Below are 21,396 nucleotides of genomic sequence, written 5' to 3'. Positions count from 1 at the left end.
GGAACAACAATGTTCAAACGCTGGTTACTCGGAACGACGACTGCCCTGGTGATGGCACTTTCGCCATTCGCCGCAAACGCCGAAGGCAAGGATATCGTCGTCACCTACAAGGACGATATCACCACGCTCGACCCGGCCATCGGATACGACTGGGTCAACTGGTCGATGATCAAGAGCCTCTACTCACGGCTCATGGACTATGAACCGGGCACCGCGAACCTCGTGCCGTCGCTCGCCGAAAGCTTCGAAGTGGCGCCCGATGGCTTGATCTATACGTTCAAGCTCCGCAAGGGCGTGAAATTCTCCAACGGCCGCGAGGTCGTGGCATCGGACGTGAAATACTCGATCGAGCGCGCGGTCGATCCAAAGACGCAAGGCCCTGGCGCCGGCTTCTTCGGTGCGATCAACGGCTTTGCGGAACTGACATCAGGCAAAGCGATCGACCTTCCCGGCATCGAGACGCCGGACGATTCGACCGTGATTTTCAAGCTCTCGCGGCCTGACGCGACCTTCCTGCATGTACTGGCGATCAACTTCGCCTCCGTCGTGCCGAAGGAAGCGGTCGAAGCCGCCGGCGGTGATTTCGGCAAGAAGCCGGTTGGCTCCGGCACCTTCGTGCTCAAGGACTGGACGATCGGCCAGAAACTCGTGTTCGAAAAGAACCCGAACTACTATGTTGCCGACGTGCCGAAGGTCGACAGCTTTACGGTCGAGGTCGGCCAGGAGCCGCTGGTCGCGCTGCTGCGGCTGCAGAAGGGTGAAGTGGATATCGCGGGTGATGGCATTCCGCCGGCGAAATTCCTCGAGATCAAGAACTCGGCCGATGGCGCGCAGATGATCGTCGATGGCGAGCAGCTCCACACCGGCTATGTGACGCTGAACGTCAAGGTGAAGCCCTTCGACAACCTGAAGGTCCGCCAGGCTGTCAACCATGCGATCAACAAGGAACGCATCGTGCGCATTCTCAACGGCCGCGCGACGCCCGCCAAGGAGGTGCTGCCGCCGCTGATGCCGGGCTATGACAAGGACTATGCCGGCTATGAATACAGTGTGGAGAAGGCCAAGGCTCTGCTCGCCGAGGCCGGCCTGCCGGATGGTTTCGAGACGGTGCTTTACTCCACCAACACCGATCCGCAGCCGCGCATCGCCCAGGCGATCCAGCAGGATCTCGCGGCCGTTGGCGTCAAGGCCGAAATCCGCGCGCTGGCGCAGGGCAATGTCATCGCGGCCGGCGGCACCGAGGGCGAAGCGCCGATGATCTGGTCGGGCGGCATGGCCTGGATCGCCGACTTCCCGGATCCGTCGAACTTCTACGGCCCAATCCTGGGCTGCGGCGGCGCGGTTCAGGGCGGCTGGAACTGGTCGTGGTATTGCAACCCCGATCTCGACAAACGCGCAGTAGCGGCCGACTCGATGTCCGATCCGGCGAAGTCCGGCGAACGCATCGAGGCATGGAAGGGCATCTTCACCGACGCCATGAAGGATGCGCCGTGGATCCCCGTCACCAATGAACGCCGTGTCGTCGCCAAGTCGCTTCGCATGGGCGGCGCCGACAACATCTATATCGATCCGACCCGTGTCATCAATTACGACGCGATTTTCGTGAAGTAAGCGTTTCGGATCAATGTCTCCCCGGTGCAGGGCTCCGGGGAGACCATCATTCCCGGAGAATTCCCATGTGCAGCATCTGTAACCACACGATCCACCAGGCCCAGCATAATTTCGGCTGGAACCGCGATTTCCCGCCCGCGCTGACCGCCAAGCCCGGCGAGACGATCCTCTTCGAATGCATGGATTCCTCCGGCGGACAGCTGGGCGCGGATGCGACGCTCGCGACGCTCGCCAATCTCGATTTCGCCAAGATCAATCCGGTCTCGGGACCGGTCTATGTCGAGGGCGCGCAGCCGGGCGATGCGCTGAAGGTCACGATCAACAAGTTCCATCCATCCGGCGTGGGATGGACAGCAAACATTCCGGGCTTCGGCCTGCTCGCCGACCAGTTCAAGGATCCGGCACTGCATGTCTGGACCTATGACACGGCCTCGATGGCGCCGTCCGCCTATGGCCCCGGCGGTAAGGTGCCGCTCAAGCCCTTTGCCGGCACGATCGGCGTAGCGCCGGCCGAGCCGGGCCTGCATTCGGTCGTCCCGCCGCGGCGTGTTGGCGGCAATATGGATATTCGTGACCTGACAGCAGGCGTGACGCTCTACCTGCCGATCGAGGTCGAAGGCGCACTGTTCTCCGTCGGCGACACCCATGCCGCGCAGGGCGACGGCGAGGTCTGCGGCACCGCGATCGAAAGCCAGATGAATGTCGAGCTGACGCTCGATCTCGTGAAAGGCGCCAATCTCAAGACGCCGCGCTTCACGACGACCGAGCCGGTGAGCCGCCATCTCGATGGCATGGGTTACGAGGTCACGACCGGCATCGGCCCCGACCTGATGACCGGCGCCCGCGAAGCGGTGATGCGGATGATCGACCTGCTCACATCGGAACATGGCTATAGCGCGGTCGATGCCTATATGCTCTGCTCCGTCTGCGGCGACCTCCGGATCAGCGAGATCGTCGATATGCCGAACTGGGTGGTCTCCTTCTACTTCCCGAGGATCGTGCTGGCGTGACGGAAGCAATGCCCGCCGGGATGCCGGTTCTAAAAGTAGACAAGCTCAGCGTCGATGCACGGACGCCTGAAGGCCGCAAAGCCGTACTTGAGGATATCAGTTTCGATCTCTTCGCAGGCGAAACGCTGTGCATCGCCGGCGAGAGCGGTTCGGGTAAATCCGTGACCTCGCTCTCGATCATGGGATTGTTGCCCAAGGCTTCGCTGCAAGTCGCGTCGGGCTCGATCCGGCTCGATGGGCGGGAACTGACGCGGCTCTCCAACAGCGCGATGCGGCATGTGCGCGGCCGCGAAGCCGCTATGATCTTCCAGGAGCCGATGACCTCGCTCAATCCCGTGATGAGCATCGGCGCGCAGCTGACCGAGGCGATCCGCGAGCATCAGGGTTCGGCCGATGCCGAGGCGATCGCACTCGATATGCTGGATAAGGTGCAGCTGACCGATCCGGCGCGACGGCTGAAGCAATATCCGCATGAGCTCTCCGGCGGCATGCGCCAGCGGGTGATGATCGCCATGGCGCTTTCCTGCCGGCCCAAGGTGCTGATCGCCGACGAGCCGACCACCGCGCTCGATGTGACGGTACAGGCGCAGATCCTGACCCTTATGCGCGGGTTGAAAACGGAGTTCGGCACCTCGATCATCCTGATCACCCATGACATGGGCGTGGTGGCCGAGATGGCCGACCGCGTGGTGATCATGCAGAACGGCCGGATCGTCGAGCAGGGTCCGTCGATGGAGATCTTCGGCCATCCGCGCGAACTTTATACGCGGCAGTTGCTGGCTGCGGTGCCGAGGCTCGGCGCGCATGCCGGCACGGATGGTCCGCCACGGGTCTCGAAGTCCGCGATCCATTTGCCGACACCAGGCAAGACGCCGGTGTTGAACGTGCGCGACCTCAGCGTGACCTATAGCAGCGGCACGGGATTGCTGTTCAAGCGCAAGGCGGCCGCCGCTTCGGTGATGGACGTGTCGTTCGACATCATGCCCGGAGAGACGATGGGCCTGGTCGGTGAGAGCGGCTCGGGCAAATCCACCACGGGCAAGGCGGTGCTGGGGCTGATACCGTTTTTCGGTTCGGTGCAGATCGACGGCCGCAGCATTGCCGGCCTCAGCCAGCGCGAGATGAAGCCGGTGCGGCGCGCGGCGCAGATGATCTTCCAGGACCCCTATGCCTCGCTCGATCCGCGCATGTCGGTCGGCAAGGCGGTGGCGGAGCCGCTGGTGATCCACGACATCGGCAATAAAAGCGAGCGGCAGGATCGCGTTGCCGAATTGCTGCGCCGCGTCGGCCTGGCGCCGGATGCGGCGAGCCGCTATCCGCACGAATTCTCCGGGGGCCAGCGGCAGCGCATCTGCATCGCGAGGGCCTTAGCACTGGAGCCGAAGCTGATCGTCGCCGATGAGAGTGTCGCGGCGCTCGATGTGTCGGTGCGCGCCCGCGTGCTGGACCTGATGCTGGAACTGCAGGAGACGATGGGGCTCGCTTATCTCTTCATCTCGCACGACATGGCGGTGATCGAGCGCATGTCGCACAAGGTGGCGGTAATGCGCGCCGGGCGGATCGTGGAATCCGGCACCCGGCGGGAGATTTTCGAGAGCCCGCGCGAGGACTATACCAAGGCACTGATGGCCGCCGTGCCGATCCCCGATCCGGCAGCCTATCGCCGCTCGGCGATCTGACGGGCTTTTTCCGCCGCCACCTCTTACCGGAACAACCATGCCGACCGCACGTTACCCCGCGCAGTGAACGCCGCACGTCGCGGCACGAGGAGGCAGGCATGAACGATTCCCCGAAAGAATTTCTTGCCGCTTGGCGAGAGAGTTTCATCGACCAGCAGACTGTCGAACCCGACGATCTCGATGCACTGATGGCTGAACTGCTCGAGGACGCCGACGAAGACGGCGTATCGCGCGAGGAACTCGACAAGGCCGCACATGGCGACCTGCGCGGTTATTTGGCGACCGCGGTCCGGGCGCGCAGCCGCGAGCTGCATGCTGCCGAATAGCGAACCTGGACGCCAGCGGGACGAACGGATTGCCAAATCCTGAAACGATTGCTACGAATTGGCGATCGCTTCCTGGCCATTCCCGGATAAAAAATGAACTTCTTTTCAACCGACCATCTGCCACGCCGGGAGAGGCTCGGCGTTCTGCATGACTTTGTCGGCCGGATCGTGGCGCGCAGGCAGTTTCGCCCGCTCGATGATGAGATTAGAATCGAGCTCGGCGCCGTTGCGCTGTCCGACAATGTGATGGTGTGCAAGGCGCGCTATTCGCCGATCGCCGGTAAGCGGACGCGGGAGATGATCACAGACGGGCGGGAGGATTACCTGTTGACGGTTCACGACGCCGACTGTGAACTCGCCGTCGAGGGACGCGAGCCGTTTTCAGTGAAGGCCGGCGACCTGATGCTGGTAAGCGAAGCCTCCGTCGCCGAATTCCGGCTTCCCCATGTCAACGTAAACGTGGTGTCCCTGGGGTTCGCGCAGCTCAAGGCGCGCCTGCCGCGGATCGATGGCCGGCCCTTCTACCATGCCCCTCTCGGCACGGCCGGCGCCGCGCTGGCGGCGGGCTATGCCGATCTCCTGTTCCGAAATCCCGCCGAGGCGCAGGCCGCCGACAGCCGTGCGGCGAGCCACCTCTACGATCTCGCGGCGCTCGCATTCGGCGCGGCGATCGGCCAGAATACCAGCTTCGACCGGACGGGAATCGGCGCGGCACGCCTCGAACTCATCAAGAAGGATGTCCAGGCGCGCCTCAAGGATCCCGGCCTCGGCATCGGCAGCGTGGCGAAAAGCCAGGGGGTTTCCCCGCGCTACATCCAGCGGCTCTTCGAGCGCGAGGGGACGACCTTCTCGGATTACGTCCGCGGCTGCCGGCTCGAACTCGCCCATGCCATGCTCTGCGACATCGCCGCGCTGGCGCAGAGCATTTCGTCCATCGCCTACGATTGTGGCTTCGGCGATCTCTCGCATTTCAACCGCAGTTTCCGCGAGCGCTTCGACATGACACCGTCGGATATCCGCGCCGCGACGATGATGAGATACGAGCGGTAAAGCCCGAGGCACCCCTCCACAAGCACGCCCGTTCGCCACAGGCCGCATCCGTTCGCCCCCGACCAAGAGCGTGCCTGCCGACGCAGTCTATACCGGCGTCGCGGCAGGAGGGACATGGCCGCTTTTCCTCAAAACAAAGCGGAGTGAACAGTCTTGCCAACACCGATTTTTTCCGGCGCCTCCTATCAGCTCAATCCCGTAAACACCAACGACAGCCAGAACTCGCCCGCAGTGGCCGCCCTCGACGACGGCCGCTTCACCACCGTCTATCGCAGCAGCGATGCACTGGGTGGCACTCTGCGCTATGTAATCCACAATGCCGATGGTTCCGTCTTCCGCGAGCAGACGATCGTCGATGCCAACAACGACGTCTTCGTCGATCATGAGATGGTGGACATCGCCGCGTTGAAGGGCGGCGGTTTCGTGGTCACCTGGTCCGAGCGCGAGGGGGTAGACGAGAATATCTATCACCGCGTCTATGGCGCGGACGGCCTGCCGGTCACCGAACCGATCCACAGCAATGCCGACTGGACCGACAACGTGGCAAAGCGGCCCGACGTCGTGGGCGACGGCGATGGCGGCTTCTATCTCGTCTGGGACGACTCGAGCATGGATACCGATCCCGGCCCGGGACACAGCTACACCAACTCGGTCCGCATCCAGCATTACGGCGCCGACGGCCAGCCGCTCGGGCCGTCCGAGCGGCTGAGCGACAGCATCGGCGCGGATTCCAACGCCGCTGTCGCCAACAGCAGGGACGGTACCCGTGTCAACGTGATCTGGGACGACAATCTCGGCAATGCCAGCAACCATAGCGACGGCATCTACGGAACCGAGATCGGCGGACAACCGGGATTTTATCGCGTCGACAAGGGGGACTTCGACGAGTTTCATACCGATCCCGACGTATCCTATTCGACGGGCAATACGTTCATGGCCGTGTGGAACGAACATGTGGGCGGTGGAAACTATGCCGTTTATGGCTCGATCAATGGCGGCGAGGAATTCCAGATCAACACGTCTGGCCACACGCATTGGGGCACCATGCAAAAGGTGGTGGGCCTGAGGGACGGAAACTTCCTCGTCGTCTGGTACGACGGCGGCAGGGATGGGAACGACGACGTGCTCGGCCAACTGATCTCCAGCACCGGCACCAAGATCGGCACCGAATTCACCATCTCGGATCGCATCTCCACCGACATTTCCCGCATCACCGCCTCCGAAACGATCGACGGTCGCGTCGTCGTGACCTGGGATTCATCGAGCGGGTCGAGCGAGATCTACGGCCGGATCGTCGATCCCCGCCAAGGCGCGGTCAACTGGACCGGTGACGAGAGCGCCGAGCAGTTTACGGGCACGAACCTTGCAGACACGCTGGACGGCGGGCAAGGCGACGACATATTGCAGGGCGCGGGCGGCGGCGATGCTCTCAACGGCGGCGACGGCAACGATACCGCAAGCTACGATCTCTCGGCAAACGGCGTGCTGGCTAGCCTTGCCGATGCCGCGAGCAATCTTGGCGATGCGCTGGGCGATAGCTTCACCTCGATCGAAAACCTTACCGGTTCGAAACAGGCCGATACGCTGATCGGCGATACCGGCCTCAACGTCCTGCGCGGACAGGCCGGTAATGATGTGATGCAGGGCGGCGGTGGCGGCGATCTGCTTTCAGGCGGGGATGGCGACGATGTGCTGAGCGGAGATGGCGGCGGCGACTTCCTCAGCGGCGGCGACGGTGCGGATATCTTCCTGTTCTCGAACCTGAAGGATTCGGCGCCGAAGACGGGCCGCGATACGATCACCGACTTTATCCGCAACGAGGACGATATCGATCTCCGACGCATCGATGCCAACGAGGACAGGCGGCGCGACCAGAGTTTCGACTTCATCGGGACTGCCAAATTCCACAAGGAAGCGGGCGAGTTGCGCTATGAGATCAAGGACGGAAACGCCATCATTTCGGGCGATACCGATGGCGACGGCAAGGCCGATTTCTCGCTTCTTCTCGATGAGATCACAAAGCTGCGGGCCAGCGACTTCCTGCTCTGAGCGTACGTCTTCCCCGTTCAACCGAAGACGTGCGATCAAGGCGGTGGCATCAATTCCCACGCGGGTGCCACCGCCTAACTATCATGGGATCACGCGGTGAAACGCTGCGTGGTCCAGCTGCCTGCGGCGGCCGCGATGGCCGACAGGAATGAGCCCCAGGCGAGATCGGCGATGGTGAGTGTCGTCGACCAGTTCTTCAGCGTCGCCTGATTGGTCAGGTCATAGGTGGCGTAGGCGACAAATCCGAATGCCGCGCCGTAGAAGAGCGCGATCAGAAGATCGAGACTTTGCAACGACGGCCGCACGGCGAAGAAAGTGAGGCCGGCGACATAGATGAGATAGAAAAGGACGGCCGGCGCCAGGCGGAAATCGGGCGCCAGCATGTCGCCCATCGTGGGCTTGTAGAGCACATTGGCCATGGAGCTCAACCAGATGAAATCAATCGCCACGAAGACGACGAGCGTGGCGACATAGGCGACAAGGATGGTTTTCATCTGGCAGTCCGCTTCACCAAGTCAGGGATGATCAGTTCAGGCGGGTCCAGTTGACACCCTTGCAGAGCAGGCCGCCGAGCACGCAGCCCTTGCTGGTCATCGAACTGTCCTTGACGGTGAGCGTGATCTTGTAGCTCATGTCGCGCTGCGGATCGAAGGCGGAGCCCGCATAGTTGCCATCGGCATCAGCCTTGACCTTCATGACCAGCACGTCGCCGGCCTTCTCGCTCGGCGTGCCGGGCTTGATCCAGGTGTTGGTGGCACAGATATCGGCGCCGCATTTGGCGATCTTGACGCGCGCCCTGCCATCGCCGCGGGCCCAGTCGCCGTTGATATCCGCGGCCTGCGTGGCGCCCGCGAGACCGAGTGCTGCGATCGTTGCGATTGTCAGAAACGCTTTCATGCCGACATCTCCTCTTTCCGCAAACGATCCTCGTTCAACCGTTTGCGTGTTCTACCGTATAGAAGCCCACATTGATGGAGCCTTCCTCGAACCCTGCCTCACAATAGCAGAGGTAATATTCCCACAGGCGGTGGAAGCGTTGATCGAAACCAAGCGGTGCGATGGTCGACCACTGCGCCTTGAACCTGTTGCACCATTCCGCGAGCGTCCTGGCGTAGGACTTGCCGAAATGCTCGATCTCCTTCAGCTTCAGCCCGGCATTGGCGATCTCCGCCGACAGGGCCTTGTCCGAGGGCAGGAAACCGCCGGGAAACACATATTTCTGGATGAAATCCGTGCTGCGGCGATAATCCTCGAAACGCTTCTCCTCGATCGAAATGATCTGGAGCACCGCCTTGCCACGCTCCTTCAGACAGCGCTTGAGCGTCTGGAAGTAACTCGGCCAATAGGCTTCGCCGACCGCTTCGAACATCTCGATCGAAACGATCCGATCATATTTTCCCTCTGTATCTCGATAATCCTGTAGCCGGAGATCAACCTGCCCAGACTTGCCTGTCTGCGCGACGACATCCCTGGCCCAGGACAGCTGCGACGGGGACAGCGTAATGCCGGTCACTTTCGCATCCGCTTCAACTGCCAGGTTCGCGGCAAGCGCGCCCCAGCCACAGCCTATTTCTAGAACCGTCTCGCCACCCTTTAGTTCCAGCTTTTCGCGGATGTGTTTCATCCGCAGTAGCTGGGCCGATTCAAGAGATTTCGTCGTCTCGTCCCAGATCGCCGAGGAATAGAGCATCGTGGAATCGAGCCACTGCTTGTAGAAATCGTTGCCGAGGTCGTAGTGGGCTTCGATATTCTTCCGGGCGCCCTTCCTCGTATTGGCCCGGAACGTATGGCCGATGCGGCTGATCAGGCGTACCAGGCCGTTGCCCTGCATTGCGGGCGCGAGCGCTTCGCTATTCCTCGCTGCGAACCGGATGACCGATGTGAGGTCGGGCGTGGTCCAATCGCCATGCATGAAGGCTTCGGCAAAACCGATGTCGCCGCCGGTGATGACGCGGCGCAACATGCGCCAGTGCTGCATCACGATCGTCGCCTCGGGACCATCTTCCGGGCCGGTTTTCTCCATGACGGCGCCCGATGGCAGTACAATCCGCAGGCGGCCGTAGCGGATGCCCGATGTCAGCTTGCCGAGCAGCCGCACACCTAGCCCGCCCGCCACGACAGCGGGCCCAATCGAAACGGACGAATGTTCTTCAAGCTGGTTCACGGATCTTTGCCCCCCTCGGACCCGGCACCTCGCGCACGACCGAAACTGGATGTCGCGGGGGCGCCGGCCTGGAACGCAACTTGACGCCCTTGAGCCAAATCTTCAAGGCCTCCCAGTGAATTCCTCCAACAACACGCAGCGTGAGAAAAGGAATAGCAAAGAATGCTTTAAGCAACGCCGCATCAGTAAGCTCTACCTTACGCGCCAGGTGACGCGCGGTCAGCATCGGACCTTCGGCATCCGATGTCTCGATCGTGATGGACAGACGTTCGGCAGGCGGCGAGACGCGGAACACATAGCGCTGGTCCATGTCCATGAAGGGCGAGACATGGAACGCTTTTTTGCAGTGTTGCACGATCTCGCCGCCCGGTTCCGGCGGGGCAGCCGGAATCATGTAGCCGTGGCGTTCACCGAAGGTGTTGTCGACCTCCCAGAGGATGGCGGCCAGTTCGCCCGATTTGCGGTAGCAGAAGTATGTGCTGAGCGGATTGAAGGCCCAGCCCAGAAGCCGCGGCATGACCAGCAGGCGGATCGGGCCGCTGTCTGGCTCGACGCCGACGGCGCGCATCGACCGCTCGACCTGGCCCTTGAGATCGCGACCCGTGCTGTCGCCGCGATCGTTGCGATAAAAGGAAAAAAGGTTGAAGCGATCGACCGAGAACCAGCGAAGACGCCGATCGACCTCATCGAGTTCATCGAGGTCGAGCAGGAGCGAATAGATGCGGTAGCTCAGCCGATGTACTTTCGGTCTGAACCGGGCATGTGTCACACGGCCGGGATAGAGCGCCGATGTGAGCGGCTTGCTCATGCCAAAGCCTCCACCGCGACGGGATAGGCGACCGGCTTGCGCACGATGCGGGCGCTTTCGGTGGCCACCTGCCAGGGCCGCCGGACACCGCCGAGATCCTCGGCGACCGCGAGGCCCGCCTGCAGGCCATCCTCATGAAAGCCACTGCCGAAATGGGCGCCACAAAACCAGGTGTTGCGCAGGCCCTGAAGCGACCAGATTTCCTGTTGCGCGCGATCTGTCGCGAGATCGAAGACAGGGTGTTCACAGACTTCACGGCTGATGATCGTCTCCTCGCGCGGCATGCGGCACGGGTTGAGCGTCACGAAGGTCGGCGGCGCTGAACCGAGCGGCTGAAGCTTGTTCATCCAGTAAGTGATCGACGGCTGGCTGAAGCCCTCGCGATCATCGGAAAGGTAATTCCAGCTTGACCACGCAGCACGTCGCACCGGCATCAGGCCGGTGTCATTGTGCAGGATCGCCTCGTTGCGGGAATAGCGGAAGGCGCCGAGCACGCGGCGCTCATCGGCGCTGGCATCGGTGAGCATCTTCAGCGCCTGATCGGCATGCGTGGCGATGACGACATCATCGAATATCTGGATATTGCCCTTCGCGTCCGAGATCTCGACGCGGCCCGCATGCCTGCGGATTGCTCCGATCGGCGTCGATACCCGGATGCGATCCGAGAACCGCTCGGTCATGCGATTGACATATTCGCGGGCGCCGCCCTTTACGGTGCGCCACATGGGACGACCCCACATTTCGAGCAGGCCGTGATTACGGCAGAATTTCACGAAATTTGCGGCTGGATAATCCCCGACCTCCATAGCTGGCGTCGACCAGATGGCTGCCGCCATGGGATAGAGGTGATCCTCGCGGAAGGCGCGGCTATAGTCATTTCGCGCCAGATATTCATCGAGCGACATGTCGCCCATCTTGGGAAGGTCGCGCACGGCGTTACGATAGAAGCGCATGATATCCGCGATCATCGACCAGAAGCGCGGATTGACGAGGTTGGATTTCTGGGCCAGAAGCCCGAACCCCGTGCCGCCGGAATATTCATAAGCGCCCTGATTGAGCGACACCGAGAAAGACATGTTCGAAGGCGCGGTGGGAACATCCAGCTTGCGGAAAAGGGCGGTGAGGTTGGGGTAGGTCAGCTCGTTGTAGACGATGAAGCCGGTATCGACCGACACTGGGCCATTGGCGCTTTCATAATCCACCGTATGGCTGTGACCGCCGACGCGATCGGATGCTTCGAAGACTGTGACATCGTGCTTTTGGGAGAGAAGCCAGGCTGCCGACAGTCCGGAAATCCCGGTACCGATCACAGCGATATTCAAAGGACGCCCGCCGCCGTTCCGATCGTGATAGCCCATGAAACCCTCTGTTCCGTATCCGCCGTTGCCGGCTTTCGTTGTTGTTGTTTTGCCTAAGGTACGGAGCGGTTTGCCCGACGGTTTCATCCGCGCGGCAAAATTTTCACTTTTTTATTTTTTGCCGGTGACGAAACTGACGGCCATGGGTCTGCGTATGAAGAGGCGGCACAACAACAGCCACTCGTGCAGAAGGTTCCCATGGACGTAGGTTTGCTGATAATCATTGCGGCCGGACTGGTTATTGCAATGACCGGCGCCTGGGCGATCCAGCGCGCCACGGGTTCGAGCGGCTGGATCGATACGATCTGGTCTTTCGCCGTGGGTCTCGGCGGCGTCGTGGCCGTCATCTTTGCCGGTGGCGATGGTGGGCGCCGGGTGGCAGCCTTTGCGATCATTGCCATATGGTCGCTGCGGCTCGGATTTCACATTGCCGGGCGGACGAAGGGCGCCGACGAGGATCCGCGCTATGGCAAGCTGATCGAAGAGTGGGGTGCGTCGGCGGCGCCGCGGCTGTGGCTGTTCCTGCAAGTGCAGGCATTGGCAGCGTTCGTCCTTGTGCTCGCGGTCTATCTGACGGCGGCCAATCCCGAACCATTTCCGCGCATCATCGATCTCCTCGCGATCGCCATTGCGGTGATCGCGATCGGCGGCGAGGCGATTTCCGACAGGCAACTTGCGGCCTTCCGCAAAACACTGGACGCGAAGACCGGCGTGATGGAAATCGGCCTCTGGCGCTATTCGCGTCATCCGAACTATTTCTTCGAATGGCTGGGCTGGTGCGCGTGGCCGCTGCTGGCGATCGGCATGCCGCTAAGCTGGAGCTGGCTGTCGCTGCTGGCGCCGCTCTTGATGTACTGGCTGCTGGTGCATGTCTCCGGCATTCCGCCGCTCGAACAACATATGCTGGCCTCGCGCGGCGATAAATTTCGCGCGCTGCAGGCCCGCGTGAACGCATTTTTTCCTGGACCGCGCAAAGGGGAGTCCCCGACATGAACATGCTAGCCTTCGCCATCAATGCAGCCGAGCGTGCGCCGCTTCCCGACAGCGTGACACTGGCTGGCATCGATTTTCTCTGCAATCGCACAAAGCGGCGGTTGGCGGACACGCCGGCGGAAACCGAGGTCGCATTTGCCCGTACGATGTCGGAATTCCCCGTAGCCATCCACACCGACGAGGCCAACCAGCAGCATTACGAAGTGCCGGCGGAATTTTTCGCGCTGGTTCTCGGGCCGCAGCGGAAATATTCAAGCTGCCTCTATCCCGCCGAGACGACAACCCTAGCCGACGCGGAGACTTTCGCGCTTTCGGCAACCGTCAAACATGCCTGCATCCAGGATGGCCAGAGCATATTGGAACTCGGATGCGGCTGGGGCTCGCTGTCGCTGCACCTGGCGCAGAATTTCCCCATCGCGCGGATAACGTCCGTCTCGAATTCCGCCTCGCAGCGCGAATATATCGAACACCAGGCGCGTACGCGCGGGCTGACCAACCTGACCGTCATCACCGCCGACATGAACGAGTTCTCGATCGACCAGCGGTTCGACCGCGTCGTGTCCGTCGAGATGTTCGAGCATATGTCGAACTGGCGGGCGCTGTTGGAGCGTACAAGGAACTGGCTGAAACCCGATGGTCGGCTGTTCCTGCACGTCTTCGCCCACCGTGACCGGTCCTACCGCTTCGACCATTCCGATCCCGCCGACTGGATCGCGCATCATTTCTTCACCGGCGGCATCATGCCGGCTTTCGACCTGCCGCACCGTTTCGAGGATCTCTATCGGGTCGAGCAGGAATGGCGTTGGTCGGGCACCCATTACAAGCGCACCGCGCTGGACTGGCTGAAGAATTTCGATCGCGAGATCGACCGCATCGATCCCATCCTGCGGCAGGTCTATGGCACGGACGCCGTGCTCTGGCGCCGGCGCTGGCGACTGTTCTTCCTGGCGACCGCTGGGCTGTTCGGCCATGACAATGGCGATGTCTGGGGCGTGGGCCATTATCTGCTGGCGCCGTCCGCCTGATGGCAGAAAAAGTGCCGCTCGATCCATTGACCCAGGCGACGGTGACCGTGGCCTGGGTGGTCCTGCTGAACAAGCCGTTCTATCCGCTCTATGTGTGGTGGCTGGTGGGCAGCGGGATCCAGGCTTCGCTATGGACGCTGGTCTCGGTGCCGTTCTTTCTGCTGATCATCTATCTCGGCCCGCGCAATCCGCTTGCTGCTCGCATCGCGCTGCCACTGGTCGGTGCGGTGGATACGCTCTTCGAAACCATGCTGTTCGGCTATGACTCGGGGACAGAACTGTTCCTGGCGCCCTGCATCATGCTCGTGGCGCTCTCCTTTTACAGCGAGGAGAAGTGGTGGCAGAGGGGGATGGCGGCGCTGCTGTTCGTGGTGTTTTTCGCGGCGCATGACAGGCTTGGCGCGGCGTTGCATGAATGGTCGCCGAGCGAGTCAGCCCTGCTCAACATCAACGTCTTTGCAGTGGCCAGCCTCATGGCCTTCATCGCCATCCGCTATGCCGGCATTCCAAGGCGATAGCGTCAGAACATCGGCTGGACCGACAGGATCTCATCTGCTTCATCAGGGCTCATCTCGAACACAAGCTTGCCGAGTTCGAAACCGAAGCCGCCGCGGGCAAAGGCGGATAGCTCCTTCCCCTTGCGCTTGTCATCGAGATCGCCCCTGCGGAACGGGCCGAAGGCACGCTTGCGGGCGAAGACGACTGCCGCGTAGAGATCGTCGGTGGCTTCGAGCGCCACCGATGCCGTCTCCCGGTCGATGCCCTTGATAGCGAGCCGCTGGGCAATCGCGCGGCGCGAGCGGCCGCTGCGAACCGAGGAACGCGTGGCAATCTCGGCATAAGCGACATCGTCGAGTGCCCTGTTGTCGTAACCGAACTTCACCGCGAGTTCGACCAGTGCCTTGATCTGGTCCGGGCTGATGCCTTCGAACTTTTCCTTCGCCTTGCGGGCGATGGCATCGGAGAGCTGTTTTTCGGTGAGCATCTGGCGCTGGAGCCGGTAGATCGTGGAATTGCGAGCCCATGAGAGCATACGCGGCGTCGGTATATCCGATTGTTCCGGCAACAATTCCACCGTCACCGCCACATGCCCCGCATGCGGGCGCCGACATCCATCCGCATCTGCCTTGGTCCGGTATTGGCCGCCTCGCCTGCCCTTGCTTTCGGCCAGGAGGTGACCTCGAAAAACTGCAGCAACGTGGCCGGGATGAAGCGGGTGCGCGAGGCATAGACATGCTTGTCGCCCTGCGCGTGCTGGCCATGCACGAAGAAGCGCTGCGGCGTGACGAGCGAGAGATCATCCTTGGCCCGCGTCATCGCGACATAGAGCAGGCGCCGCTCCTCCTCCAGTTCCGGGGTCGAGCCGGTGCCGAGATCGGAGGGAATGCAGCCATCGACGCAGTTCATCACGAAGACCGATGTCCATTCCTGCCCCTTGGCGGAATGGATGGTCGAGAGGATGAGATAATCTTCGTCCAGCAGCGGCACGCCGGCCTGGTCGCTGGTCGCTTCGGGCGGGTCGAGCGTCAGTTCAGTCAGGAAGCGCTCGCGAGACGGGTAGCCCGAGGCGATCTGCTCGAGTTGGATGAGGTCGGCCTTGCGGGTCTCTGCATCCTCGTGAACGCGGTCGAGATGCGGTTCGTACCACAGCCGCGCCTGTTCCATTTCCGCCGGCCAACCGGACTGGCGGCCGCCGATGCCCTGCATGACATCGACGAAGGCGGCCCAATCGGCACCTGATCGCGGCGGCGCGGCCATTTCGGCGAGAGCTGTGACCGGCGCGTGGCTCTCGGCCATCAGGTCGAGAACCTTGGCCGCCGATTGCGGGCCGATGCCGGGGAGGAGCTGCAACAACCGAAAGCCTGCGACACGGTCGCGCGGGTTCTGGGCGAAGCGTAGGAGTGCCAGCATGTCCTTGACATGGGCGCTGTCGAGAAACTTCAGTCCGCCGAACTTGACGAACGGGATGTTGCGACGGGTGAGTTCGATTTCGAGCGCGGCGCTGTGGTGCGATGCGCGGAACAGCACGGCCTGTTGCTTCAGCACCGTGCCACCCTCGCGATTATCGAGCACCTGATCGGCGATGAAAATCGCCTGATCGGCCTCATCGCGGACGGAGACCAGGCGCGGCCGGGCATCGGATTCGCGGTCGCTCCACAGGTTCTTGGTGAAGCGCTCGCGGGCGAGATCGATCACGGCATTGGCGGCGGCAAGGACCGGTTGGGTCGAGCGGTAGTTGCGATCGAGCGTGACGATATTCGCCCTCGGGCTGAATGCATCCGGGAAGTCCAGGATATTGCGGACAGTCGCGGCTCGGAAGGAATAGATCGACTGGGCATCGTCGCCGACGACGGTTAGGCCCCTGCCCTCGGGCTTCATGGCCAGCAGGATCGAGGACTGGAGGCGGTTGGTATCCTGGTATTCATCGACCAGAACATGATCCCATCTGCCGCCGATCTCGCCTGCCAGCACCTCGTCGCCAACGGTCTGCGCCCAGTAGAGCAGCAGGTCGTCGTAATCGAGGACATTCTGCACCTGCTTGGCCTCGACATAGCGGGTAAACAACTCGCGCAACTGCGGTGCCCAGGTGGCGCACCAGGGAAAGGCGCTCCGCAGCACCTCGTCCAGCGGCGCCTCGGAATTGACGGCGCGCGAATAGATGGCGAGGCAGGTGCCCTTGGTGGGAAAGCGGTTCTCCGTCTTGGAAAAGCCGAGGTCGTGCCGCGCCAGATTCATCAGGTCGGCGCTGTCCTCGCGATCATGGATGGTGAATTGCGGATCGAGCCCGATCTCAGGCGCATAATCGCGCAGCAGGCGGGCGCCGATGCTGTGGAACGTACCGGACCAGGCCAGCGCATCGGTCATCACGCCGGCATTGGGACCCAGCACCTTGGCGCAGACGCGTTCGACCCGGCGGGCCATTTCGCCAGCTGCGCGGCGCGAAAAGGTGATCAGCATGATGCGTCGTGGATCGGCGCCATTGACGATGAGATGGGCGACGCGATGCGCCAACGTGTTGGTCTTGCCGGAGCCGGCACCGGCGATGATCAGCAGCGGGCTGCCCGCCGCGCCAACTTCGCTGCCATGGGTCACCGCCTGACGCTGGGCGTCGTTCAACGTGTCGAGATAGGCGTGAGCCCCGGCATTGCGCATCTATGCTTCCGTCCAGCCGGGCGCCGCATGCCCGGAACATTTGCCGAACGTATGAGATTCGTTGGAAAATGGGAAGCGGGGGTCACGCGGCGGCAGCATTCAGCACAAAACGCTTCTTGATCCGGTCCACGGGCGTACCGTCCAGAAGCGGCACCCCGACCTGCCGATCGTAGTCCTCGAATCCCATCGCCGTGTAATAGGCGAGGCCACTGGCATTGTCCGCGCGAATGGTCGCGTTGATGAAGGCGAGGCCGAGTTTTTCCGCTACGGCGCGGGTCGCGGGAAAGAGAGCGGTGCCGACACCCTTGGTCTTCGGGCTCATCCGCGCGAAAGTCGCGATATCCGCCGAGCCCTTTGGTGGCTCGCCGAACACGCTCAACGACTGAAAGCCGACCAGCATATTGTCGACTTCGGCGACGTGACAGGTCAGCGGAAAGGCGCCGTCGATGAACCAGTCGGCAAATTCCGCGCCGGAAAGCGGTGTTTCGATCGCCGTCGTTCCGCCCGCGCGGATGATCTCGTTGAGGAGAATGCTCAACTCTTCCGCATCTGATGATGCGGCCTTTCGAATCTTCATTGTGTCCTCAGCTCGCTTGCTATTGGCGCCCAGGCGCTGGCGCCTGAAATCCGGGAACGATTCCCGTCCGCACACATTTCTCAAACGAGGTTGCACCGTGTCAACCGGACGCGACAGGGATGGAGGACATCGGGATTTTTCCGGTTTCTCCCGATGGCCAACGCAATGGCAGTCGAGCTCCCCACCTGTCCGGTCGCACCTCGACTCTTCCAGATCTGTTTACTGCGGCATGACCGATAGATGTTCGTGGAAGGCGATCCAGCCAGCGCCAGCGCGACGGAAGACGATGGTCTCGCGCTCGACATTGGTCATTCCCTCGCCGCCGATCGAGACATCGGTTTCGACCTTGTGGGTGAAAACCGCGACATCGCCGGCAGCCTGGACCAGGCGGTCCGACGAGCGGCAGCCGAGGACGCGAAAGCCATCGCGGGTTTCCCAGAGCTGCCATTCGGCGCGGTATTCCTCGCGGCTCTTCAGCACGCGGTCGAGATTGTGGAAGATGAAGCTGGCATCCGGCGCGAAGGCCGCGAAATAGGCCTCGGCATCATGGCGCGAAAAGGCATCGACCAATCGATCAGCGGCGGCGAGCACGCTGTCATGCACGGCAATCATGAAGTTCCTCCCGGGTGATTTTCTTATGTCGTGGGGCTGCTGATCAGCGTGGCGAGCGGCCGGTTCTGGCGGGCGACGTCGTCTTTCAGACGCTTGAGCGGCATCCGTTCGTCGCGGACGAATTCCGTGAACATCATGTTGAGATTGTTGAAGAACATCGAGCCGACGGCGACCGCATCCACGCCCGCCAGCACCGCGCCCTTGCGCTGCAGCTTCTGCACCAGCGTCGAGACCTGAGCGCAGAGTGCGCGGTCGAGCTCGGTGTAGCGCTTGGAAAACGGCGTCTCCGGCTGCTGGATCGAGATCGCCATCGCCGTGCGCCACATTTCCTTGGAGAGATAGACCAGTGAGTGATCGTAATACTGGTTGATCAGCGTCTGGAGTGCCACGAGCACGTTCATCGGCGGATCGGCGACCAGCGGCTCGCCGGCGTCGAGCACTTCCTCGACCTCCATCGAGACGGCCGCGACGAGGATGTCGCCCTTGTTCTGGTAGTAATTGTAGAAGGTGCCGACCGAAACCTCGGCGCGCTCGGCGATATCCTCGATGCGGGCGGCATCGTAGCCGACCTCGCGGAAGAGTTTCGTCGCCGCTTCCAGTATGCGCCGGTTCTTGTCGGCTTTCTGTTTTTCGCGAAGTCCCGCCACTCGCGCCATCCTTTTTGAACGTCTTGTAATTTTGACATTGACTTAAAAAATGAATTCATTCAATCTTTTTCTAAGGGCTCCGGAACGAGGGCCAAAAACAGAGGGTAGAACGATGACCAATCCCGCCAAGGGCGCGTTCGCGCGCCGTCTTCTCGCCTCCGCCGCCACGCTTGCCGTGGCCACCATGACATCTTCCGCCGCATTCGCCGCCGATGAACTCAATGCGCTGGTCTGGTGCGATCATACAGACCCGGCGCTGATCGAGCCATTCGAGAAGGCCAACAATGTCAAGGTCAACGTCAAGGAATACGAGGGCACCGGCGCCGGCATTTCGATCCTCGAGCAATCGCAGCCGGGCGACTGGGACGTGATGGTGATCGACGCCGTCGACGTGCACCGCATCGTCGACATGGGCATGATGGGCGAGATTCCGGCCGATGCACTGCCAAAGGCCGATATGTTCCCCGAACTGTTGATGGAGGCCAACAATTCCAAGGACGGCAAGATCTATGCCGTGACGGAGAAGTTCGGCTACAACACGATCTCCTACGACAAGACCAAGGTCGATCCGAAGGACATGGAAGACCTTTCGATCATCTGGTCGGACAAGTACAAGGGCCGCATCGCGCTCTATGACTATTATCTGCCGATGATCGGGCTGGTGCAGCTTGGTCTCGACAAGAAGACCGCCGATCTCTCCGACGCCGACATGCCCGCGATCGAGGAAAAGCTGAAAGCGATGAAGGCGGCGTCCAAGCAGGTGAGCGACGTCGTGTCCTCGCAAACCGCGCTCGCCACCGGCGAAGTCGATATTCTAGTCGGCGGCGGCGAATGGATCACCGCCTCGCTCTCGGGCGAGAAGCCGAACCTCGACTGGACCGTGCCGAAGCAGGGCGCCGTGCGCTGGGCACAATCGATCGGCGTGATGAAGGACAGCAAGAATCCGGCGCTGGCGCTGAAATTCGTGCAATACATCCTGAGCCCCGAGGGGCAGGCGCGCCTCGCGACCTCCTCCTGCTACTGGGGCATGCCGACCAATGCCAAGGCTGGCGAGCATTTGAACGATGCGCAGAAGACGGCTTTGCGCTGGAACGACCAAGCGGGGTATCTGAAGAACACGCAGCTTTATCCGGTTCCGAGCGCGGAACTGGACAAGAAGATGCAGGATGCCTGGACGAACATGATGCAGCAGTGAGGGGACCGTCTCACCCGCATCGGGTGGATTTCACCCCTCACCAACTGCGGCCAAGGGTTCACTGCGTTTACCCGGCCTTCGTATCCTCTCCCACAGGGGGAGAGGTAAACTTGCGGCTGCGGCAGTGCCTCAAGCAAAGGCCGAGAGCGTGGCACCTTACCTCTCCCCTTGTGGGAGAGGATAGCAAGCCCGCATAAGACATAGTCGAATGCCTGGGTGCGCTTGGTGAGGGGTAAGACGCGCCCACCGAAACACTCCTCTAGAGACCACCACCATGACCACCGCGACCCTTGAACAGACCGAACGCCGCAAGGCCTGGGGCTTCGTCGCCCCCGCTCTGGCATGGACGGTGCTGTTCTTCGTCGTGCCGTTCATATTTATGACGGCGATGAGCCTGTGGTCGCGGCAGGGGCGCGAGATCGTGCGGGTTTGGAATCTCGACAATTATGTCAGGTTCTTCTCGGAAAGCGCGCTGCTCAAGGGGCTGACCAATTCGCTTGAGATCACGCTGATGGTGACGGTGCTCTCGGTGCTGCTCGCCTATCCACTCGCCTGGATCATCGCCGAACGGGTGCCGAAGAAGTGGCAGCGCATGGCGTTGATCCTGGCGATCCTGCCGTTCTGGACCTCTTACGTCGTGCGCTCTTATTCCTGGCTGCTGGTGCTGTCCAAGGGTGGGGTGATCAATAATGCACTGATGGGCATCGGGCTGATCTCGGAGCCGCTGGAAATCGCCAGCAACCGCATCGCGACCGTGATCGGTTTCGTGCATTTCTTCGTCATGCTGCTGACGCTGACGATCTATTCGAACCTGATCCAGCTATCGCCCAACTATCGGCGCGCCGCGGCCGATCTCGGAGCCAATGCCTTCCAGACCTTCTGGCATGTGGTTTTGCCGCTGACGCTGCCCGGCATCATGACCGGCGCATTTCTCACTTTCGTCCTCTGCATCGGCGACTACATCACGCCACAAATCCTCGGTGGCAACAACGAACTGGTGCTGCCGCAGATCATCATGCTGCAGATCGGCCGGCGGGCGGATTTCCCGATGGCGGCGGCACTGTCGATCATTCTGATGCTGGCCGTGACGCTGGCCTATATCGCCTGCGCGCGCTGGCTAAAGATCGAGAGGGCGTGAG

21 protein-coding genes are annotated in these 21,396 nt (G+C 61.8%); 11 read left to right on the top strand and 10 right to left on the bottom strand.

Annotation, left to right across the window (positions count from 1 at the left end; all coding sequences use genetic code 11):
• Nucleotides 1–9 precede the first annotated feature (9 nt).
• From IHQ71_RS01100 to IHQ71_RS01075, 6 genes are all read left to right on the top strand, one after another.
• Nucleotides 10–1,611 (top strand): ABC transporter substrate-binding protein, encoded by a 1,602-nt coding sequence (locus tag IHQ71_RS01100; RefSeq protein ID WP_258160048.1) that lies wholly within the window; start codon nucleotides 10–12, stop codon nucleotides 1,609–1,611.
• A gap of 65 nt (nucleotides 1,612–1,676) precedes the next feature.
• Entirely contained in the window at nucleotides 1,677–2,621 is a 945-nt protein-coding gene (locus IHQ71_RS01095; RefSeq protein WP_258160047.1) for an acetamidase/formamidase family protein, read from the top strand.
• Complete coding sequence (locus IHQ71_RS01090; RefSeq protein ID WP_258160045.1) at nucleotides 2,618–4,300, top strand: ABC transporter ATP-binding protein; 1,683 nt, start codon at nucleotides 2,618–2,620, stop codon at nucleotides 4,298–4,300. Before IHQ71_RS01095 ends, IHQ71_RS01090 begins: the two co-directional genes overlap by 4 nt.
• A gap of 98 nt (nucleotides 4,301–4,398) precedes the next feature.
• On the top strand, nucleotides 4,399–4,626 hold the full coding sequence (locus tag IHQ71_RS01085) for a hypothetical protein (protein WP_258160044.1): 228 nt from the start codon (nucleotides 4,399–4,401) through the stop codon (nucleotides 4,624–4,626).
• Between the two features lie 93 nt (nucleotides 4,627–4,719).
• Nucleotides 4,720–5,676: a helix-turn-helix transcriptional regulator gene (locus tag IHQ71_RS01080; RefSeq protein WP_258160043.1), complete on the top strand. Its 957-nt coding sequence runs from the start codon at nucleotides 4,720–4,722 to the stop codon at nucleotides 5,674–5,676.
• 153 nt (nucleotides 5,677–5,829) lie between these two features.
• A complete protein-coding gene (locus tag IHQ71_RS01075; protein WP_258160042.1) occupies nucleotides 5,830–7,725 on the top strand; it encodes a calcium-binding protein in 1,896 nt (631 codons plus the stop codon).
• An 89-nt stretch (nucleotides 7,726–7,814) separates the two neighbouring features.
• On the opposite strand, the gene IHQ71_RS01070 is transcribed toward IHQ71_RS01075, so the two are convergent.
• The 5 genes from IHQ71_RS01070 to IHQ71_RS01050 are packed head-to-tail and all read right to left on the bottom strand — an operon-like array spanning nucleotide 7,815 to nucleotide 12,055.
• Nucleotides 7,815–8,219: a DUF2177 family protein gene (locus tag IHQ71_RS01070; protein ID WP_258160040.1), complete on the bottom strand. Its 405-nt coding sequence runs from the start codon at nucleotides 8,217–8,219 to the stop codon at nucleotides 7,815–7,817.
• Between the two features lie 31 nt (nucleotides 8,220–8,250).
• Nucleotides 8,251–8,622, bottom strand: coding sequence for a DUF2147 domain-containing protein (locus tag IHQ71_RS01065; RefSeq protein ID WP_258160039.1), 372 nt, complete (start codon nucleotides 8,620–8,622; stop codon nucleotides 8,251–8,253).
• A gap of 34 nt (nucleotides 8,623–8,656) precedes the next feature.
• Entirely contained in the window at nucleotides 8,657–9,889 is a 1,233-nt protein-coding gene (locus IHQ71_RS01060; protein WP_374989939.1) for a class I SAM-dependent methyltransferase, read from the bottom strand.
• Nucleotides 9,876–10,697 (bottom strand): DUF1365 domain-containing protein, encoded by an 822-nt coding sequence (locus IHQ71_RS01055; RefSeq protein WP_258160037.1) that lies wholly within the window; start codon nucleotides 10,695–10,697, stop codon nucleotides 9,876–9,878. The genes IHQ71_RS01060 and IHQ71_RS01055 overlap by 14 nt, the downstream gene beginning before the upstream one ends.
• The gene (locus IHQ71_RS01050; protein WP_258160036.1) at nucleotides 10,694–12,055 is read right to left on the bottom strand and encodes an NAD(P)/FAD-dependent oxidoreductase; all 1,362 of its coding nucleotides are present in this window, start codon (nucleotides 12,053–12,055) and stop codon (nucleotides 10,694–10,696) included. Before IHQ71_RS01050 ends, IHQ71_RS01055 begins: the two co-directional genes overlap by 4 nt.
• Nucleotides 12,056–12,253: 198 nt before the next feature.
• Here IHQ71_RS01050 and IHQ71_RS01045 point away from each other — a divergent pair, with 198 nt between their 5' ends.
• From IHQ71_RS01045 to IHQ71_RS01035, 3 genes are read left to right on the top strand one after another with little or no spacing between them, the layout of a single operon-like run.
• On the top strand, nucleotides 12,254–13,048 hold the full coding sequence (locus tag IHQ71_RS01045) for a DUF1295 domain-containing protein (RefSeq protein WP_258160035.1): 795 nt from the start codon (nucleotides 12,254–12,256) through the stop codon (nucleotides 13,046–13,048).
• A complete protein-coding gene (locus IHQ71_RS01040) occupies nucleotides 13,045–14,073 on the top strand; it encodes a cyclopropane-fatty-acyl-phospholipid synthase family protein (RefSeq protein WP_258160033.1) in 1,029 nt (342 codons plus the stop codon). Before IHQ71_RS01045 ends, IHQ71_RS01040 begins: the two co-directional genes overlap by 4 nt.
• Complete coding sequence (locus IHQ71_RS01035; protein WP_258160032.1) at nucleotides 14,073–14,591, top strand: hypothetical protein; 519 nt, start codon at nucleotides 14,073–14,075, stop codon at nucleotides 14,589–14,591. The genes IHQ71_RS01040 and IHQ71_RS01035 overlap by 1 nt, the downstream gene beginning before the upstream one ends.
• Nucleotides 14,592–14,593: 2 nt before the next feature.
• Here IHQ71_RS01035 and recX read toward each other — a convergent pair whose 3' ends face one another.
• The 5 genes from recX to IHQ71_RS01010 all read right to left on the bottom strand — a co-directional run bounded on the left by recX (nucleotide 14,594) and on the right by IHQ71_RS01010 (nucleotide 19,062).
• Nucleotides 14,594–15,154 (bottom strand): recombination regulator RecX, encoded by a 561-nt coding sequence (gene recX / locus IHQ71_RS01030; RefSeq protein ID WP_258160031.1) that lies wholly within the window; start codon nucleotides 15,152–15,154, stop codon nucleotides 14,594–14,596.
• Nucleotides 15,151–17,226, bottom strand: coding sequence for an ATP-dependent helicase (locus tag IHQ71_RS01025; protein WP_258160030.1), 2,076 nt, complete (start codon nucleotides 17,224–17,226; stop codon nucleotides 15,151–15,153). The genes recX and IHQ71_RS01025 overlap by 4 nt, the downstream gene beginning before the upstream one ends.
• A gap of 82 nt (nucleotides 17,227–17,308) precedes the next feature.
• On the bottom strand, nucleotides 17,309–17,803 hold the full coding sequence (locus tag IHQ71_RS01020) for a GNAT family N-acetyltransferase (protein ID WP_258160029.1): 495 nt from the start codon (nucleotides 17,801–17,803) through the stop codon (nucleotides 17,309–17,311).
• Nucleotides 17,804–18,022: 219 nt separating this feature from the next.
• Nucleotides 18,023–18,415 (bottom strand): nuclear transport factor 2 family protein, encoded by a 393-nt coding sequence (locus tag IHQ71_RS01015; RefSeq protein WP_258160028.1) that lies wholly within the window; start codon nucleotides 18,413–18,415, stop codon nucleotides 18,023–18,025.
• A gap of 23 nt (nucleotides 18,416–18,438) precedes the next feature.
• Entirely contained in the window at nucleotides 18,439–19,062 is a 624-nt protein-coding gene (locus IHQ71_RS01010) for a TetR/AcrR family transcriptional regulator (protein ID WP_258160027.1), read from the bottom strand.
• Nucleotides 19,063–19,174: 112 nt separating this feature from the next.
• Between IHQ71_RS01010 and IHQ71_RS01005 the strand changes: the two genes are divergently transcribed.
• Together IHQ71_RS01005 and IHQ71_RS01000 are read left to right on the top strand one after the other, a co-directional pair.
• Nucleotides 19,175–20,257 carry a spermidine/putrescine ABC transporter substrate-binding protein gene (locus IHQ71_RS01005; RefSeq protein ID WP_258160025.1) on the top strand — a complete coding sequence of 361 codons (1,083 nt, stop codon included), beginning with the start codon at nucleotides 19,175–19,177 and terminating at the stop codon, nucleotides 20,255–20,257.
• 274 nt (nucleotides 20,258–20,531) lie between these two features.
• Nucleotides 20,532–21,395 carry an ABC transporter permease gene (locus tag IHQ71_RS01000; protein ID WP_258160024.1) on the top strand — a complete coding sequence of 288 codons (864 nt, stop codon included), beginning with the start codon at nucleotides 20,532–20,534 and terminating at the stop codon, nucleotides 21,393–21,395.
• Nucleotide 21,396: the final 1 nt, after the last annotated feature.

The organism is Rhizobium sp. TH2 (assembly GCF_024707525.1).
GTDB lineage: Bacteria > Pseudomonadota > Alphaproteobacteria > Rhizobiales > Rhizobiaceae > Rhizobium_E.
This window is presented reverse-complemented; position numbering and strand designations above follow the sequence as displayed.